This window comes from Caballeronia sp. ATUFL_F1_KS4A (assembly GCF_023630905.1).
GTDB lineage: Bacteria > Pseudomonadota > Gammaproteobacteria > Burkholderiales > Burkholderiaceae > Caballeronia > Caballeronia zhejiangensis.
In genome coordinates, this window is the sequence record NZ_JALQEB010000039.1 from 234,687 (window position 1) to 251,164 (window position 16,478).

General features: G+C 62.6%; 12 protein-coding genes. 8 read left to right on the forward strand and 4 right to left on the reverse strand.

Annotated elements, in window-relative coordinates:
• Positions 1–12 precede the first annotated feature (12 nt).
• Positions 13–954 (forward strand): helix-turn-helix transcriptional regulator, encoded by a 942-nt coding sequence (locus NCS03_RS26560; RefSeq protein ID WP_250530133.1) that lies wholly within the window; start codon positions 13–15, stop codon positions 952–954.
• Between the two features lie 79 nt (positions 955–1,033).
• On the opposite strand, the gene NCS03_RS26565 is transcribed toward NCS03_RS26560, so the two are convergent.
• Genes NCS03_RS26565 through NCS03_RS26575 form a run of 3 tightly spaced genes read right to left on the reverse strand, consistent with a single transcriptional unit; the run spans position 1,034 to position 5,781 of the window.
• Positions 1,034–2,023, reverse strand: a complete 990-nt coding sequence (locus NCS03_RS26565; RefSeq protein WP_250530134.1) for a cytochrome d ubiquinol oxidase subunit II — start codon at positions 2,021–2,023, stop codon at positions 1,034–1,036.
• A gap of 16 nt (positions 2,024–2,039) precedes the next feature.
• Entirely contained in the window at positions 2,040–3,446 is a 1,407-nt protein-coding gene (locus NCS03_RS26570; protein ID WP_250530135.1) for a cytochrome ubiquinol oxidase subunit I, read from the reverse strand.
• Positions 3,439–5,781 (reverse strand): FdhF/YdeP family oxidoreductase, encoded by a 2,343-nt coding sequence (locus NCS03_RS26575; protein WP_250530136.1) that lies wholly within the window; start codon positions 5,779–5,781, stop codon positions 3,439–3,441. Before NCS03_RS26575 ends, NCS03_RS26570 begins: the two co-directional genes overlap by 8 nt.
• Before the next feature lie 298 nt (positions 5,782–6,079).
• Here NCS03_RS26575 and NCS03_RS26580 point away from each other — a divergent pair, with 298 nt between their 5' ends.
• The 7 genes from NCS03_RS26580 (at position 6,080) to NCS03_RS26610 (ending at position 15,027) form a co-directional block, all read left to right on the forward strand.
• Positions 6,080–6,901 (forward strand): alpha/beta fold hydrolase, encoded by an 822-nt coding sequence (locus NCS03_RS26580; protein ID WP_250530137.1) that lies wholly within the window; start codon positions 6,080–6,082, stop codon positions 6,899–6,901.
• 11 nt (positions 6,902–6,912) lie between these two features.
• Complete coding sequence (locus tag NCS03_RS26585; protein ID WP_175980134.1) at positions 6,913–7,392, forward strand: nuclear transport factor 2 family protein; 480 nt, start codon at positions 6,913–6,915, stop codon at positions 7,390–7,392.
• A gap of 70 nt (positions 7,393–7,462) precedes the next feature.
• Positions 7,463–8,386: an efflux RND transporter periplasmic adaptor subunit gene (locus tag NCS03_RS26590; RefSeq protein WP_250530138.1), complete on the forward strand. Its 924-nt coding sequence runs from the start codon at positions 7,463–7,465 to the stop codon at positions 8,384–8,386.
• Positions 8,386–10,194 carry an FUSC family protein gene (locus NCS03_RS26595; RefSeq protein ID WP_250530139.1) on the forward strand — a complete coding sequence of 603 codons (1,809 nt, stop codon included), beginning with the start codon at positions 8,386–8,388 and terminating at the stop codon, positions 10,192–10,194. The genes NCS03_RS26590 and NCS03_RS26595 overlap by 1 nt, the downstream gene beginning before the upstream one ends.
• Before the next feature lie 815 nt (positions 10,195–11,009).
• On the forward strand, positions 11,010–12,551 hold the full coding sequence (locus tag NCS03_RS26600; RefSeq protein ID WP_250530140.1) for an arylsulfatase: 1,542 nt from the start codon (positions 11,010–11,012) through the stop codon (positions 12,549–12,551).
• A gap of 91 nt (positions 12,552–12,642) precedes the next feature.
• The gene (locus NCS03_RS26605) at positions 12,643–13,707 is read left to right on the forward strand and encodes an HAD family hydrolase (RefSeq protein ID WP_250530141.1); all 1,065 of its coding nucleotides are present in this window, start codon (positions 12,643–12,645) and stop codon (positions 13,705–13,707) included.
• Between the two features lie 33 nt (positions 13,708–13,740).
• Entirely contained in the window at positions 13,741–15,027 is a 1,287-nt protein-coding gene (locus NCS03_RS26610) for an anaerobic sulfatase maturase (protein ID WP_250530142.1), read from the forward strand.
• Between the two features lie 327 nt (positions 15,028–15,354).
• On the opposite strand, the gene NCS03_RS26615 is transcribed toward NCS03_RS26610, so the two are convergent.
• Positions 15,355–16,464: a transporter substrate-binding domain-containing protein gene (locus tag NCS03_RS26615; RefSeq protein ID WP_250530143.1), complete on the reverse strand. Its 1,110-nt coding sequence runs from the start codon at positions 16,462–16,464 to the stop codon at positions 15,355–15,357.
• Between the last annotated feature and the right edge of the window lie 14 nt (positions 16,465–16,478).

The following is a 16,478-nucleotide window of genomic DNA, read 5'->3' on the forward strand; positions in this document are numbered from 1 at the left end:
GAAGGAAACATCATGACGCTCGACCTGCTTTCGCAAGCCGGGACGCCGCGCGCGCCCCTGATCGAACTCGAAGACCGATGGCGCAGCCCAAGCCCGCGCGTGCTGCAGCCCGCAGCGGATGCGCAGTCCAAGCGAATGGCAATGTCTCGGTGGCTGCATCACGGCGAAGCGCCGCTCGAAGCCGTCAACGAAGGCAGCGGCACGCATCATTGCGTCAGCCTGAATCTCCGGTGCGCGCAACTGATCTTTCGTCATGCGGGCCGCAAGCTGCTGCACGGGCGCGTGCCGGCCGGCGTGGTCCAAGTGACCGCGCCCGCGACGCGCGTCTCGGCCGTGTTCGAATCCGCGATGGATGTGCTGCATCTCTTCGTGCCGCAGCGGGCATTGGCGGAATGCTACGAGGATCTGTTCCAGCGGCCGCATGCGGGCGACATCGTGCTCGACGATCCGAAGCTGATACGCGATCCCGCGCTCGAACGTCTGGGACAAGCGCTCGCCGTCTGCAAGACGGAAGGCGCGGCGCCTGGCAGAGTGTTCATCGACAGCGTCGCCTGTGCAATCGTGTCGCGGCTCGTCGCGCGTCATTTCTCGGCGCCGGCCGTGCGCGGACGCGAGCCTTCGGCGCTGCCGCAATGGCGCATCAACCGCGTATCGGAGTTCGTCGAATCGCATCTGGCCGACAACATCAGCCTGGCCGACATCGCCGCGAGCACCGGACTCACACGGATGCATTTCGCCGCGCAATTTCGGCGCGCCACCGGCATGCGCCCGCACGAATACCTGCTGCAAAAGCGCATCGATCACGCGCAGGCGCTTTTGCGCACCTCGAAGCACAGCATTCTCGATGTCGCGCTTTCCTGCGGATTCCGCTCGCAGGCGCACTTCACGACGGTCTTCAAGCGTCTGGTCGGCGCTACGCCGAAGCACTGGCAGACGACGCTCGACGCGGCATGAGCGCTTTCCGATCGAATGGCGCGACTTCAATGAAACGCCGCCCCAGGGCGGCGTTTTCGTGTCCATCAACGAAGATCGTTCACTCTCCCGCGTGCGCGCCGCCCGCGAGCTTGCCGCGGAAGATGTGATACTGATAAAGGTTGTAGCCGATCATCACCGGAAAGACGAGTCCGATGCCGATGAGCATGAACGCGAGCGTCGGCGAGTCGGAAGCGGCTCCGAGAACGCCCAGCTTGCCCGGAATGAAATCGGGGAACACGCTGATCGCCAGTCCCGCGAAAGACAGCACGAAGAGCGCTACCGATGCGCGGAACGGCCCGCGCGAACTGCCGAGATAGAGCGATGCCATGATGAACGCAAACGCGGCCACGGCGCCGAGTCCAAGCACGATCAGCAGATGCATGACGCCCGGTTGCGACCACCGCGCATGACCGATATCGCTCCTGAACCACGTCGCCAGCGTGAGCGGCGCGGCGGCGGCCACCGTGAACATCGCGCTCAGCAGGGACATCCTGCGCGCCCATTGCTCGACCATGCCCGAGGTCTTCCCGACGAGCCAGGTCGCGCCGAGCAGGCAGTAGCCCGCGACGACGCCCATCGCCGTGACGACGACGAACGCGAGCGCCACCTTGCCGGGCGCGAGCCCCGTGATGACCTTGCCGAGCACGACGCCCTGCGAGAGCGCCGCGATCAGGCTGCCGATGCCGAACACCTTGTCCCAGAGCGGACCCTGATCCACGCTATGACGAAACTCGATTGCGGCGCCACGCATGATCAATCCCGCGATCAGCGCCATGACGGGCAAATAGAGATGCTCCATCAGCAGCGCATAGGCGGCGGGAAACGCGCCGAACAGTGCGCCGCCCAGCACGACGAGCCACGTTTCGTTGGCGTCCCATACATGACCGATCGACTGGACCATTACATCGCGGTCGGCGGACTGCCTGCGCAGCAGCGTGAGGATGCCGACGCCGAGATCGAAACCATCGGTGACGACATAGAAGACGAGCATCAGCCCGATCAGGCCGAACCATGTATCGGCGAGCATCGTATGAACGGCACTATCCATTTGCAGACTCCTGAGTTCAGTAACCGGTGACGGCGTTCGCTTTCGATCGAGCCGTCTCGCCGGCCATCGCGGCGGGCGGCATGATGTCCAGATCGGGGCCGGCGCGCAGCCAGCGTCTTGCGAGCACGAAGAACGTGAACAGCAGCACGGCGTAGAAGGCGAGGAACATCGCGATGCTGAGCGAGACCGAAGAGGCCGGAACCGACGAGACGGCATCGCGCGTGCGCTGCAAGCCGTACACGACCCACGGTTGCCGGCCGACTTCGCGCACGATCCAGCCCGCTTCCACCGCCACGTAGGGCAACGGGATGCAGAGCACCCACGCGAGCAACAGCTTGCGCCGGGCGAGCAGCGCATCGAGCTTTCCGCGCGTCTTGCGCAGCGCATACGCGGTCCAGAACGCAAGCAGCATGAACGCGAAGCCGATGCCCGCCATGACGCGGAACGCGTAGTAGAGCAGCGGCAGTGCGGGCGGCTGATCGTCGCGAGCGAAGTCGGTCAGTCCTTTCACCTGTCCGTGCAGCGAGTGCGTGCCGAGCACGCTCAGCATGCCGGGCACCTCGATGGACCAGTCGTTGCGTTGCGCCTCCCGGTCCGGCCAGGCGAGCAGGGACCAGGACGCGCCTGTGCCCGGCGCATTCGTCTTCCAGTGCCCTTCGATGGCCGCGCCCTTCGCAGGTTGTGTCTCGAACACACTCACGCCGCTCGAATCGCCCAGCCAGATCTGCAAGGGCGCGACGAACACCAGCACCAGCAGCGCGAGACGAAACGAGCGCACGAAGAACTCCGGATGACGCCGCCGGTAGAGATTCCACGCTGATATGCCGGCGATGACGAACATGCCCGTCTCGATGGCCGCGACCCACATGTGCCCCACGCCCCAGACCATGTCGGGGTTGAAGATCGCCGCGAGAAAATCCGTCACGACGATCTTTCCGTCAACGATGGAATAGCCCGCCGGAGTCTGCATCCACGAGTTGGCGACCATGATCCAGAACGCCGAGATGCTGGAGCCGAGCGCGACCATCGACGTGGCGAACAGGTGCACGCCGCGCGACACCCGTCCCCAGCCGAGCAGCATCACGCCGATGAAACCTGCTTCGAGCATGAAGGCCATCGCGCCTTCGAAGCCCAAGATATTGCCGATGAACTGGCCGCTGAACTGCGAGAAGCCGGCCCAGTTGGTGCCGAACTGGAACTCCATCGGAATGCCGCTCACGACGCCGACCGCGAAGTTCAGCACGAGCAGCTTGCTCCAGAAACGCGCGTGCCGGTAATACGCAACGTCGCCGGTGCGGATCCACAGCACTTCGACGAGCACGAGAAACGCGGAAAGGCTGATCGTGAGAATCGGCCAGAGTATGTGGAAGATCGCGGTCATCGCGAACTGCGCGCGCGACAGGTCGAGTAGGTGATCAAGCATGATGTCCGGTTCCGTGTCGTTGATCGGTGGGGCTCGAGGCGTAATCGTCGACAGCGCCGCTACGCACGACCTTGACGGGCACCGACTTGTAGGCAGGCGTGCGGCTTTGCGGGTCGAACGCATGAAGCGGCACGAGCGGATTGACTTCCGGGTAGTACGCACCGCAGCACCCGTCGGGAAGCGCGTACTCGACGATCTTGAAGTTGCGGATGACGCGCTCGATACCGTCTTGCGCAATGGCCCGGATATCGACGCGGTCGCCCGCACGCAGCTTGCGTTTCGCCAGCTCGCGCGCGTTCATGAACACCACGTCGCGCTGACCGAACACGCCGCGGTAGCGATCCGAATGCGAATAGAGCGTCGTGTTGTACTGATCGTGGCTGCGCATCGTCGTGAGCGAGAGCGCTTCGGGATCGTCCTGCGCGGGATCTTCATCGAGACCGTCGAACACGAGGAAATTCGCGCGGCCGGTGTTCGTGTCCCACACGCGCTCGCGCGCCGGCGAGCTCAGATGGAAGCCGCCCGGCACGCGAATGCGCGCGTTGTACGCCTGAAAGATCGGAAAGACGATTTCGATCGCGTCGCGGATGCGGTCATAGCTCGCGACGAGATGCTCCCAGGGCACGCGTGACTTCTCGCCGAGCGTGGCGCGCGCCATGCCCGCCACGATGGCCGGCTCGCTCATCAAATACGGCGATGCGGGATCGTTGCGCCCGGCGGACGCATGCACCATCGACATCGAATCCTCGACGGTGATCGACTGCGGCCCGTCCGCCTGAATGTCGATCTCGGTGCGGCCGAGGCAGGGTAGTATCAGCGCGTCCTTGCCATGTACGAGATGACTGCGATTGAGCTTGGTCGCGATATGCACCGTCAGATTCAGCTTGCGAATCGCGCTCTGCATGCGTTCCCAGTCGGGAATCGCCGCCGCGAAATTGCCGCCCAGCGCGATGAAGACCTTCGCCTCGCCGCGCATCATCGATTCGAGCGTGGCGACTACATCGTTGCCATGCGTGGGCGGCGGCGTGAAGCCGAACGCGCGCTCGATGCCCGCGATCAGTTGCGCGCTCGGCTTCTCCGTGATGCCGACCGTGCGATTGCCTTGCACGTTCGAGTGTCCGCGCACCGGACAGATGCCCGCCCCCGGCCGCCCGACATTGCCGCGCAACAGCGCGAGGTCCGCGATCTGCTGCACTGCCTCCGTGCCGCGGCGATGCTGCGTGATGCCCATGCCGTAAACAAGGATCGCATTGTTCGCGCGCATGTAGATGTTCGCCGCGTTCGTGATCTCGTCGCGCGTGAGTCCTGCGTGACGTTCGATCGCGTCCCACGGCGTCGCGCGCAGATCGGCGAGCAGCGCTTCGATGCCGTGCGTATGGCCTTCGATGAACTCGATATCGAGCACGCGCGGCTGATCGCAGGCGAGGGCGGCATCGTCGGCTTCGACGATCGCCTTCATCATGCCCTTGAGCGCGGCCACGTCGCCACCCACGCGCACCTGATAGAGAAACGAGCTGATGTTCGTGTAACCGAGCGTCGCCATCTCGACCGGATTTTGCGGCGATGCGAAGCGTTCCAGTGCGCGCTCGCGAAACGGATTGAACGACACGATCTTCGCACCGCGGCGGGCTGCGGCGTGCAGGTCGCTCATCATGCGCGGGCTGTTGGTGCCGGGATTCTGACCGAAGATGAAGATCGCGTCCGCATGCTCGAAGTCTTCGAGCAGCACAGTGCCTTTACCGACGCCGATGGATTGCGGCAGGCCCACGCTGGTCGCCTCGTGACACATGTTCGAGCAGTCGGGGAAGTTGTTGGTGCCGAATTCGCGCACGAAGAGCTGATACAGGAACGCCGCTTCGTTCGACGCGCGGCCGGACGTGTAGAAGTCCGCCTGATCCGGATGTTCGAGCGCGTTGAGATGACGGCCGACGAGGGCGAACGCATCGTTCCATTCGATCGGCACGTAGCGGTCCGATTCCGGGTCATAGACCATCGGGTGCGTGAGACGGCCCGCCATCTCGAGGTCGTAATCGTTCCATGCCGCAAGCTCGGAGACGCTGTGCTGCGCGAAGAACTCGGGCGTGCAGCGCATCGCGGTGGCCTCCCATGCAACCGCCTTGGCGCCGTTTTCGCAGAACTCGAACGACGAAGTATGTTTCGGATCGGGCCATGCGCAGCCGGGGCAGTCGAAGCCTTGCGGCTGGTTCATGCGCAGCAGCGTCTGCGCGCCCGACACGGCAATGCCCTGGATCTTCAGCGCCTCGCCGGTGGCCTTCAATGCACCCCAGCCGCCCGCAGGCTCGCTATAGATGCGTATCGCTTTCTTCTCGCTCATTTCCTTCGCCTCGCAAACAATGCCATTCGTTGGTTTGGTGAACGTGATGATCGTCGTTCGCATACGAGGGGTTTTGCATAAAAGCCGGGCCGTTTGCGATCCGCACGAATTGCGAAAGCGGGCGTTGCCGCTTCGCCATCGCCGTGCATACGCTAAAACACCGGTTGCATCGAAAAGACTGGGTTTCGATGGCCGTGAATACTCCTTCCCTACGCGACGGACCCGCCGCGTTACGCGCCGTGCCGAACATCGACTGCATGAGCGGCGCGCCTGATCGAGCATTCAAGGAGCTATTGCAATGGCCACATTCACACTGAAAGACGGAACCGAACTGTTTTACAAGGACTGGGGCTCGGGCCAGCCGGTCGTCCTGTCGCACGGCTGGCCGCTCAACGCGGACGCGTGGGACGCGCAAATGATGTATCTCGCCGAGCGTGGCTGTCGAGTGATCGCGCACGATCGACGCGGCCACGGGCGCTCGGGCCAGACGTGGGCCGGCAACGACATGAGCCGCTATGCGGACGACCTCGCGGAGCTGATCGATCACCTCGATGTGCAAGACGCCGTGTTCATCGGCCATTCGACGGGCGGTGGGGAAGTCGCCCGCTATATCGGCCGTCACGGCACGAAGCGCGTGAAGAAGGCCGTGCTGATCTCGGCGGTGCCGCCTTTGATGCTCAAGACGGAGGCCAATCCCGGCGGCCTGCCGCTTTCCGTTTTCGACGATATCCGCAAGGGCGTTATCGGGAACCGCTCGCAGTTCTTCAAGGATCTGGCGACGCCCTTCTTCGGCTTCAATCGCGAAGGCGCGCACGCTTCGCAAGGCACGATCGACTGGTTCTGGCTCGCGGGCATGCAGTGCTCGATCAAGAGCGCCTACGACTGCATCGAGGCATTCTCGGAAACGGACTTCACCGAAGACCTCAGGAAGATGACGATGCCGACTCTGGTGCTGCAAGGCGACGCCGATCAGATCGTGCCGCTCGACGACTCCGGCAAGCTCTCCGCGAAGATCGTCCCCGACGGCACGCTCGTCGTCGTTCCCGGCGCGCCGCACGGAATCTGCACAACGCATGCCGATATCGTGAACGAGCAACTGCTCGCGTTCATGCGCAAGTGATGGTGAGAGCCATGAAAGACATTCCGGAATCTCACCCTCCATTTCCACCGTTCTCGCGCGAGACGGCTCTCGAGAAAGTGCGTCAGGCCGAAGACGGATGGAACTCGCGCGACCCCGATCGCGTATCGCACGTCTATTCGCTCGACACGCAATGGCGCAATCGGGCGGAGTTCGTTCACGGCCGCGAGGACGTGCGCGCGTTTCTCGACAGAAAGTGGCGCAAGGAAATGGACTACCGCCTCATCAAGGAGCTGTGGGCGTTCGGCGGTAATCGCATCGCCGTGCGCTTCGCTTATGAATGGCGCGACGATGCGGGCAACTGGTTCCGTTCTTATGGCAACGAGAACTGGGCGTTCGGCTTCGATGGTCTGATGAGACATCGTCATGCGAGCATCAACGACGTGCCGATCGCCGAAAGCGAACGCAAGTTTCATTGGCCGCTTGGCCGAAGACCGGACGATCATCCGGGGCTCAGCGAGTTGGGGCTCTGAGCAGAAGAGGCCGCGCGCCGGGCAACGCGGTGCGGGGTCGCATTCCCTATGCGATCGACGAGAGAGCGCAATGAAAATCGAGCGAGTCTGGAGCGTACTTGCCACAATGGCGCTCCTCCTGATCGCCGCGTTCATCGGCAAGACCTTGTGGGATCACTACATGGATGCGCCGTGGACGCGCGACGGCCGCGTGCATGCCAATGTCGTCACGATCGCGCCCGATGTATCGGGCATGATCGTCGGCGTGCCGGTGCACGACAATCAGTTCGTCAGAAGAGGGGATCTTCTGATGCAGATCGATCCGTCGCATTACCGCATCGCGGTCGCCGAGGCCGAGGCGAAGGTCGCCGCGAGCAGGGCGGAACTGGCACTGCGTCGCGACGATGCGAAGCGCCGCGCGGCTCTCGACAATGAAGTCGTCTCCGACGAAGTCAAGCAGAACTCCGGCCTTCAGGCCGATGCCGCGAAGGCTGCCTACGACCAGGCGCTAGCCGCGCTCGATGCTGCGAAGCTGAATCTTTCGCGAACGCGCGTCGTTTCTCCGGTCGACGGCTACGTGACGAACCTGAACACATGGCAGGGTGACTACGCGAGCATTTCGACGCCGAAGCTCGCGGTGGTCGATCGAAACTCGTTCTGGGTCTATGGTTACTTCGAGGAAACGAAGCTGCCGGAAGTGAAGGTCGGTCGGGCGGCGGAGATCCGCCTGATGAGTGGGACGCTGCTGCGAGGTCATGTGCAAAGCATCGCACGGGGCATCTATGACCGCGACAACCCGCAAAGCATGGACCTCACCGCGAACGTCGACCCCGTCTTCAATTGGGTGCGGCTCGCGCAGCGCGTGCCGGTGCGGATCGGCATCGACAGCGTGCCGGAGGGCGTCGAGCTGACGGCGGGGACGACATGCACGGTCGTCGTCGACAGTGGGCTATCACAAGGGCATATCGTTCGATATGCGAATGAAGTCATCGCGCGTGTGCAGAGTGCGTTGTAATGCGAAACGCGGCGATCGAATCCCGTCGTACGCAACGCAGCACGCTGCGCCTCGGGCTTGCTCACTGGGCGGCGACCGATGGTCTCGTCTGGCTGCATCTGGCAAAGACACTCACTGCCGCGTTCATCGCCATGGGCATCGCGATGAAGCTCGACATCCCCACGCCGCGCACGGCGATGACAACGGTTTTCGTGCTGATGCAGCCGCAGAGCGGCATGGTGCTGTCGAAGAGCTTTTACCGGATGGTCGGCACGATCATCGGAACCATCGTCGCGGTCATGCTCGGTGCGCTGTTCCCGCAGCAACCGCCGCTTTATATCGGTGCGCTGACGCTGTGGGTGTCGCTCTGCACCGCCGCCGCGCTGCGCTATCGCAACTTCCGCTGGTATGCGTTCGTGTTGGCGGGCTATACGAGCGCGCTTATCGGCATTCCCAGCGTGACCGATCCGAACGGGCTCTTCATCGCCGCGCTGAACCGTTCGGCGGCCGTGTTGCTCGCCATCGTCTGTAGCGGGGTGGTCAGCGCGATCGTGCTGCCGCAATGGTCGTCCGCGCGGCTGAAACATATCCGTCGCGAGCGCTTCGTATCGTTCTCGAAGTTCGCGGCGCAAGCGTTGCGCGGCGAGATCGACAACGAACGCTTCCTGACGAAGTACGGCGAGTTTATCGACAGCGTCATTGGCTTCGAAGCCACGCGCGCATTCGCTTCTTTCGAAGACCCCGAAGTGCGATCGCGCTCTCGTCGTCTCGCGCGCCTCAATGCTGCGTTCATGGATCTGTGCACGAGGCTGCATGCGCTGCATCGTTTCCTGGCGACGCGTCGTGGCCATGCGGTCGACGTGGTTGCCGCCTATTGCGCGGAACTCGCGACTTTGCTGGACGTCGCGCGCGATGCCGGAATGATCGATGAGGATACGATCAGCCGCAGAGCCGCGCTCGTCTCGGCTTTTGGCGTGCGTCTGAATGCGCGGGCGGAAGCGGATCGCGAGGAACTCGCGCGCACCGTGAGCGCGCAAGCACTGATGGATTTCGATGCTGCCGTTCAATTGCTGTCTGACTACGTGTCGTCTTGGACGTACTATGCCGGTGCGTATGTATCGCTCGTCTACGAGAAGCACGTCTTCGAAGAGTCGGAAATCAAGCGCGTCTTTGTCACGAACACGAGCGTGATCGCAGTGACGTTCCTGATGACGTGTGCGGTGCTCGGAACGATCGGCGCCTGGTGGTTGTCGAGCGACTGGCCCGCCGGCGGCTACGCGATCATCGGCGCGGCGGCCGTGTCGGCGTTGGGATCGAATTCGCCGACACCCATCCGGTTCTCGTTGCAGATGGCATCGGGCGCGGCTGTATCGACGCTCGCGGCGTATCTGGTGCTGGACTACGTGTATCCGGCGATCGACGGCTTTCCACTGCTGTGCTTCGTCCTCACTCCCTTGCTCGGGCTCGGCGCATTCCTCGCGACAAGACCGAAGTTCACCGGCTTCGGCCTCAGTTTCTGCATCTTCTTCTGTATCCTCGGCGGACCGGATCGCGTCATCCGTTACGCACCCGAGCCGCTGTTGAATAGCGGCATCGCGCTTACGCTCGCGATGCTTGCATGTGCGGTCGCATGGACGTTCGTGTTTCCTGTCGAGAAGCCGTGGCGCGTCGCTGCGTTGACTCGCGACCTGCGACGTCAGATGAACGTCGCATGCACCGCGCCGCTCGACGACGCGAGGCAGCTCTTCCAGTCGGGCACGTTCGATCTCATCGCTCAGATACGCGCGCTGCTTCCGCAGCCAACGGCACAGTATCGGGGGTTAGTTTGATTTCCAAGCAAATTTCCGGTTGGAACCATCCAGGCCCAGCGGGGGTTTGCCTTCAGGCGCCATATAAATCTTGCGCTAAATCAAGTACTTGCTGTCTACCGCTAGAGCGATGGTCTTGCAGAACCGCACGACGCGGCCGGCGACGGACGCGTCAGCGCACGTCACCGCTCCAGCACACCGCGGCGGGCGGTGCTTATCAGGCCGAGTAGCCGCTCCCTCAGAGAGACAGACACGCTGACGTGCAGTAACGCCGAAATCTAGCGGATTAATTCGGATGACTCTCGAGCTGTTCGCCTTGCGGACCCCATTCGTGGCATAGCGAGAGGGCAGGGCTTCGTGATTGATTGTTCAATACCGACGAACTGACGGGGCTTGAGCGGGCGATTGCCCAATGCTCGGTCGGTAAGCCCGCAGCCCTCTTCGAGCCCGTGGTCTGGCTTTTACAAAATGATTCTGTCAGGAAGCGGAGCATTCAAATTATCCTCTCGCCAAAATGTGCTTACGCATCGTCGGGATCAACGATGTGCAGCGAAAGCACTTGCCAACTGCGCGAGGAAACGATATCGGTTTGCAACTGCCAAGCATTAATTCTGCGTGTACTTCAGCGCGGCGAGGGCGCGCGCGACGTTCTTTTTGGTGCATAAGTCGGTCGACAGCTAGGGGGGAAGAAGATGAACCTTGGTGCATGCTTTACGGCAGTGGCGAAGCCCGTTACGCGCGCACCGTTCGCCCTTGTGGCGGCCGGTTTGCTGAGCGTGGCAATTTGCGGGCAGGCTCAGACCAGCTCACAACAGACCTCGAAGCCAAATATCGTATTGATCGTAGGAGACGACGTCGGCTGGGGCGATCTCGGCGTCTATGGCGGTGGCGAAGGGCGAGGCATTCCCACGCCCAACCTCGACAGGATGGCCGACGAAGGCATGACCTTCTTCGACTTCTACGGTCAGCCGAGTTGCACGCCAGGCCGTGCGGCACTTCAGACCGGCCGCAATCCGAACCGCAGCGGCATGACGACCGTCGCGTTTCAGGGGCAAGGCGGAGGGCTTCCGCACGCCGAGTGGACGCTTGCATCAGTGTTGAAGCTCGCCAACTACAAAACGTATTTCACAGGCAAATGGCACCTCGGCGAAGCGGATTACGCGTTGCCCAATGCCCAGGGCTATGACGACATGAAATACGTCGGCCTGTATCACCTGAACGCCTATACCTACGCCGATCCGAAGTGGTTCCCGGAAATGGATCAGCCGACGCGCGACATGTTCACCAAGGTGACGACAGGCATGTTGTCCGGAAAGGCCGGTGAAAAGGCTCACGAAGACTTCAAGCTGAACGGCCAATACCAGAACGAACCGGACAAACGAATCGTCGGGATTCCGTTCGTCGATCGTTACATAGAAAAGGCCGCGCTCGACGATATCGACGAGGCCGCGCAGAGCGGGCAGCCATTCTTCATCAACGTGAACTTCATGAAGGTTCACCAGCCCAACATGCCCGATCCCGATTACATCGGCAAATCGCTGGCGAAGTCCAAGTACGCGGATTCGCTCGTCGAGCTCGACGCGCGGGTCGGCCACATTCTCGACAAGCTGCGTGAGAAAGGGCTCGACAAGAACACGCTCGTCTTGTTCACGACCGATAACGGCGCCTGGCAGGACGTCTATCCCGACGCGGGCTACACGCCGTTCCGTGGCACGAAGGGCACGGACCGGGAGGGCGGCACGCGCGTGCCCGCCATCGCGTGGTGGCCCGGCAAGATCAAGCCTCACTCGCGAAACTACGACATCCTCGGCGGTCTCGATTGCATGGCGACGTTCGCCGCCGTGGCGGGCATCGACTTGCCGAAGAACGATCGCGACGGCAAGCCGATCATCTTCGACAGCTACGACATGTCGCCCGTACTGTTCGGCACGGGCAAGAGCAAGCGCACAGCGTGGTTCTATTTCACGGAGAACGAGCTGACGCCGGGCGCGGTGCGCGTCGGTCAGTTCAAGGCGGTGTTCAATCTGCGCGGCGACGCCGGCGTGAAAACGGGTGGCCTCGCGGTGGATTCGAACCTCGGCTGGAAGGGGCCCGAAAGCTACGTCGCGACCGTGCCGCAAGTGTTCGACCTGTATCAGGATCCGCAAGAGCGCTACGACATCTTCATGAACAACTATACGGAGCATACGTGGACGCTGCCGGCCCTGAGCGGGGCGGTCAAAGAGGAGATGCAGACCTACGTGAAATATCCGCCGCGCAAAGCGCAGAGCGAAGCCTACTCGGGCCCGATCACACTGAGCCAGTTCGAGCGATTCAAGTACGTTCGCGACGAACTGGAGAAAAACGGGTTCAGCATTCCCTTGCCGACCGGAAACTGACGAGCATCGCGATCATGACCGCGTCCGTTCTCTGATCGACGGGAAAGGACGCGGCGCGTGAAGCGGATAGGCACGAGATGAGAGGGTACGGATGCGCTCGAAAGCACACATCGCGCTGAGAGGACGCGCGCTGCTCAATTTGGCGAGCCTGTTCCTGTGCGCGTGCGTCGCGCTGACAGGATGCGCGAGCCATGAGCAGGCGGCGCCCGCGAGCGTCAGCGCGCAGCAGCAACCTTCCGCGCTATTGCCTTCGTGGCAGAACGGCGCTGCACGCGCGGCGATTCTCAAGTTCGTGTCCGACGTGACGCGCGAGGGTTCGCCGGGCTACGTGCCGCCGGAAGCACGCATTGCCGTGTTCGATAACGACGGCACGCTATGGAGCGAGCAGCCGATGCCGTTCCAGCTTCTGTTCATGATCGAACAGGTGAAAGCCGCTGCGCCGCGGCATCCGGAGTGGCAGAACAATCCCGCCTACAAGGCCCTGCTCGCGCACGACGCCGCGGCGCTCGCGCAGAACAAGAAGGCCCTGATTCAACTGCTCGCGGTCGCAAATAGCGGCATGACCACGGACGAATACGACCGCGCGATCAGCACCTGGCTTTCCGGCGCGCGGCATCCCACGCTTAACCGGCCTTTTACAGAACTCATCTACCAGCCGCAACTTGAGTTGCTGGATCTTTTGCGTTCGAACGGCTTCAAAATCTGGATCGTTTCGGGCGGCACGGCCGAATTCATGCGCGTCTGGGCGAGTCAGGCGTATGGCATTGCGCCGGAGCAGATCGTGGGCACGGAAGAAAAGCTCAGGTACGCCCTGCGCGACGGCAGGCCCGCGTTGATACGCGAACCGGGCTTCGCTTTCGTCGATGATGGTCCGGGCAAGCCGGTGGGCATTTTCCGCGCGATCGGACGGCGTCCGATCCTCGCATTCGGCAACTCCGACGGCGACCGCGAAATGCTCGAATACACCGCGGGCGGACCCGGCCAAACGCTGGCGCTGCTGCTGCATCACGATGATGCCGAACGGGAATTCGCCTATGACCGGCAATCGGCGCTTGCGCGGCTCGACAAGGCATGGGACGAAGCACTCGCGCGCGGATGGGTCGTCGTCAGCATGAAACAGGACTGGAAGACGGTGTACCCCGCGCCGAAATCCTAGCGGGCAGGCAATCCGGAATCAGCAGGAGTCGACATGCATGAGATCAGCGGCAGCACGCGCGAACATCCGGTTTTCTTTTACGAGACGCGGCCGCGCGCGCCCGAACCCGCCGCGCCCGCGCAGAAAGGACGATTCCATACGATGGCCAAAGCCATCGGCTCAACGTGCAACATCGACTGTACTTACTGCTATTACCTGCACAAGGAACATCTGCTCGATCAGCATCGCGGCCGCCGCATGGAAGTGTCGATGCTTGAACGCTACATCCGCCAGTACATCGAGGCGCAAAACGGCGACGAGATCATCTTCTCGTGGCAGGGCGGCGAACCGACGATGCTCGGCGTCGATTTCTTTCGCGACGTCGTCGAGATTCAGAAGAAACATACGCCGGCAGGGCGCCGCATTGCGAACGATCTTCAGACGAACGCGACCCTCCTGGACGATGAATGGTGCGCCTTTCTGAAGGAGAATGATTTTCTCCTCGGTGTCAGTATCGATGGTCCGCGCGAGTTGCACGACGCGCTTCGCCGGGATCGCCGTGGCCAACCGACGTTCGACAAGGTCATAGCGGGTATCGGCTATCTGAAGAAACATGGCGTGAAGTTCAACACGCTCACGGTCGTCAATCGCGTCAACGCCAAAAGGCCGCTCGACGTCTACCGCTTCCTGCGCAATGAACTCGATTCGCGCTACATGCAGTTCATTCCGTGCGTAGAGCCGAAGGATTTTCACAGCGTCGCGCCCCAGCATTGGTCAGCCGACTCTATGCCGACCCTCGGCAGCAGCGCCGCCAGACCAGGCAACGCGGATTCGGTCGTGACGGACTGGTCGGTCGATCCGGACGATTGGGGTTACTTCCTGTCGCGAACGTTCGACGAGTGGCACAAAAGAGACGTCGGCCGCGTGCTGGTCAACCTATTCGAAACGGCCGTCGTGCAGACGATGGGGCGACCCGCGCAGACGTGCGTGACCGCCGAGTTCTGTGGCAAGGCGCTCGCGATCGAACATGACGGCGAAGTCTACGCGTGCGATCACTATGTCTATCCGGCGTGGTCGCTCGGCAATATCCGCACGACGCATCTCGGTGAGATGGCGTTTTCGCCGCAGCAGCAACGCTTCGGTTACGCGAAGCGGGACACGCTTCCGGCGTATTGCCGTCAATGCAGGCATCTGAAGCTGTGCTGGGGCGAGTGCCCGAAGAATCGCTTCGTGCGCAGCCCTGATGGCGAGCCGGGTCTGAATTACCTTTGTCGCGGAATCAGGCGTTTCCACGATCACGCGGGTCCGGCGCTCAGGCAACTCGCCAAGCAATGCGCGTGAACGATCACGTCGTTCACGCGGCGACAATGACGCACGGAGAGAGCGGATATGCTTCGTTGCAGATTCTCGATCTGGACAACGGCGCTGCTTGTTTCTGTCGCGTCCGCCGGCGTGCAAGCCGACCAACCGGTCGCGCCCGCATCGCGCCAACTGCGATGAGTGCCTCGCCGGGGTCGTCGGTCCCGCCTGCTCACTGCGATGTGCCTTCGTAACTGTAGAGAGAAGGTCAACTAGGAGGCGATGTCGGACCACCGCTCGACGTAATGGTCCGTGCGCTCGAAGGTGCAATAGGCACCATCTGAGCGCGGGCTGCGATCGGGCCGACTGCTATCGCGCGGGCGCGAACCACTTGCCGTAGATCTGCTCGTAGGTGCCGTCCTCAACCATCGCGAGCAGGGCTTCGTTGATGGGCTTGCGCAAAGCACTCCCGTTTGCGACGGCAATGCCGTATTTCTGCGGGCTGAAGACAGGGCCGACTACGGCGAGCAAGCCGTTGCCGCGTTTCGCGGCCCAGTACTGAAGCGTCGGTGCATCGTAGACGATAGCCTGCACGTCGCCGTGCGTGAGCATCCGGATGCCGTCGGCGGCGGAGTTGACATCGACGAAAGGCAGGCCGCGCTGCGCCAGATAGTCGGCGGCAGTGGTCCTGGGCACCGTGCCGATCGTTTTGCCGGGCAGGTCGTCCGGGCCCCGGATGTTCGACTGGAGGCGCGCCACCGTCTGCGACGAGGTAACGGTCGCCGTGAACTGGGCGATCAGCACGACGCCGATCAGCCACATGGCGGGCACGAGCAGGCGTTTCCAGAAGCCGGCCGTCTCCCGTTCGCCGTGCTCGCCCGTCGCGATGATCAGCATCGTCACCCACAGACCTTCCCCGATCGCACGCAGATACGGCCTCTGGAATTGTGGATCGCGCCGGCGCTCGATCAACCAGACAAGATTGGCCAAAAGGAAAACGATCGCGACGGCCACGCACACGAGCTGCACGACAGCCTTCCACGGAATGGACCAGAACGCGTCCATCCATGTGCTTTCGTTCTGCGCGCGCACTATGATCTGCAGGCCAGAGTCGAAGTAGGACAGTGAGAAGTCAACGACCCTTTCCCGTTCCGCGGTCATGGTGATAGCCGCGATCGCGACATCAGCGTCGCCATGTTGCACGGCGGGCAGCAGGCCGGCTTGCGTGGGAATCCGGATCCAAGTGAAATCGACGTGCATGCGGCGCGCCAGTTCGTTCCACAGGTCAATGCTGAAACCTTCCGGCGCCGCCGTCTGTGGCATCACGAAGGGTGCGACCGACGAGATCGCGACACGCAAGGGCCCATGCGGGTTTTCAGCAACTGCGTCGGGTTCGGAGGCGGCGGAAGCAGCCAGCGCCCCCGCCGACCAGAGCATCAGGTAGAGCAGCGCGGCCAGCCACCTTGATCGCCTGTTCATCTCACGCTTACCCG

Bases quoted from the DNA above. Each gene is read 5' to 3' on its own strand.
- NCS03_RS26575 (WP_250530136.1), bottom strand. From the start codon at position 5,781: ATGAGCGAGAAGAAAGCGATACGCATCTATAGCGAGCCTGCGGGCGGC.
- NCS03_RS26615 (WP_250530143.1), bottom strand. From the start codon at position 16,464: ATGAACAGGCGATCAAGGTGGCTGGCCGCGCTGCTCTACCTGATGCTC.
- NCS03_RS26610 (WP_250530142.1), top strand. From the start codon at position 13,741: ATGCATGAGATCAGCGGCAGCACGCGCGAACATCCGGTTTTCTTTTAC.
- NCS03_RS26590 (WP_250530138.1), top strand. From the start codon at position 7,463: ATGAAAATCGAGCGAGTCTGGAGCGTACTTGCCACAATGGCGCTCCTC.
- NCS03_RS26580 (WP_250530137.1), top strand. From the start codon at position 6,080: ATGGCCACATTCACACTGAAAGACGGAACCGAACTGTTTTACAAGGAC.
- NCS03_RS26565 (WP_250530134.1), bottom strand. From the start codon at position 2,023: ATGGATAGTGCCGTTCATACGATGCTCGCCGATACATGGTTCGGCCTG.
- NCS03_RS26560 (WP_250530133.1), top strand. From the start codon at position 13: ATGACGCTCGACCTGCTTTCGCAAGCCGGGACGCCGCGCGCGCCCCTG.
- NCS03_RS26605 (WP_250530141.1), top strand. From the start codon at position 12,643: ATGCGCTCGAAAGCACACATCGCGCTGAGAGGACGCGCGCTGCTCAAT.
- NCS03_RS26595 (WP_250530139.1), top strand. From the start codon at position 8,386: ATGCGAAACGCGGCGATCGAATCCCGTCGTACGCAACGCAGCACGCTG.
- NCS03_RS26585 (WP_175980134.1), top strand. From the start codon at position 6,913: ATGAAAGACATTCCGGAATCTCACCCTCCATTTCCACCGTTCTCGCGC.
- NCS03_RS26570 (WP_250530135.1), bottom strand. From the start codon at position 3,446: ATGCTTGATCACCTACTCGACCTGTCGCGCGCGCAGTTCGCGATGACC.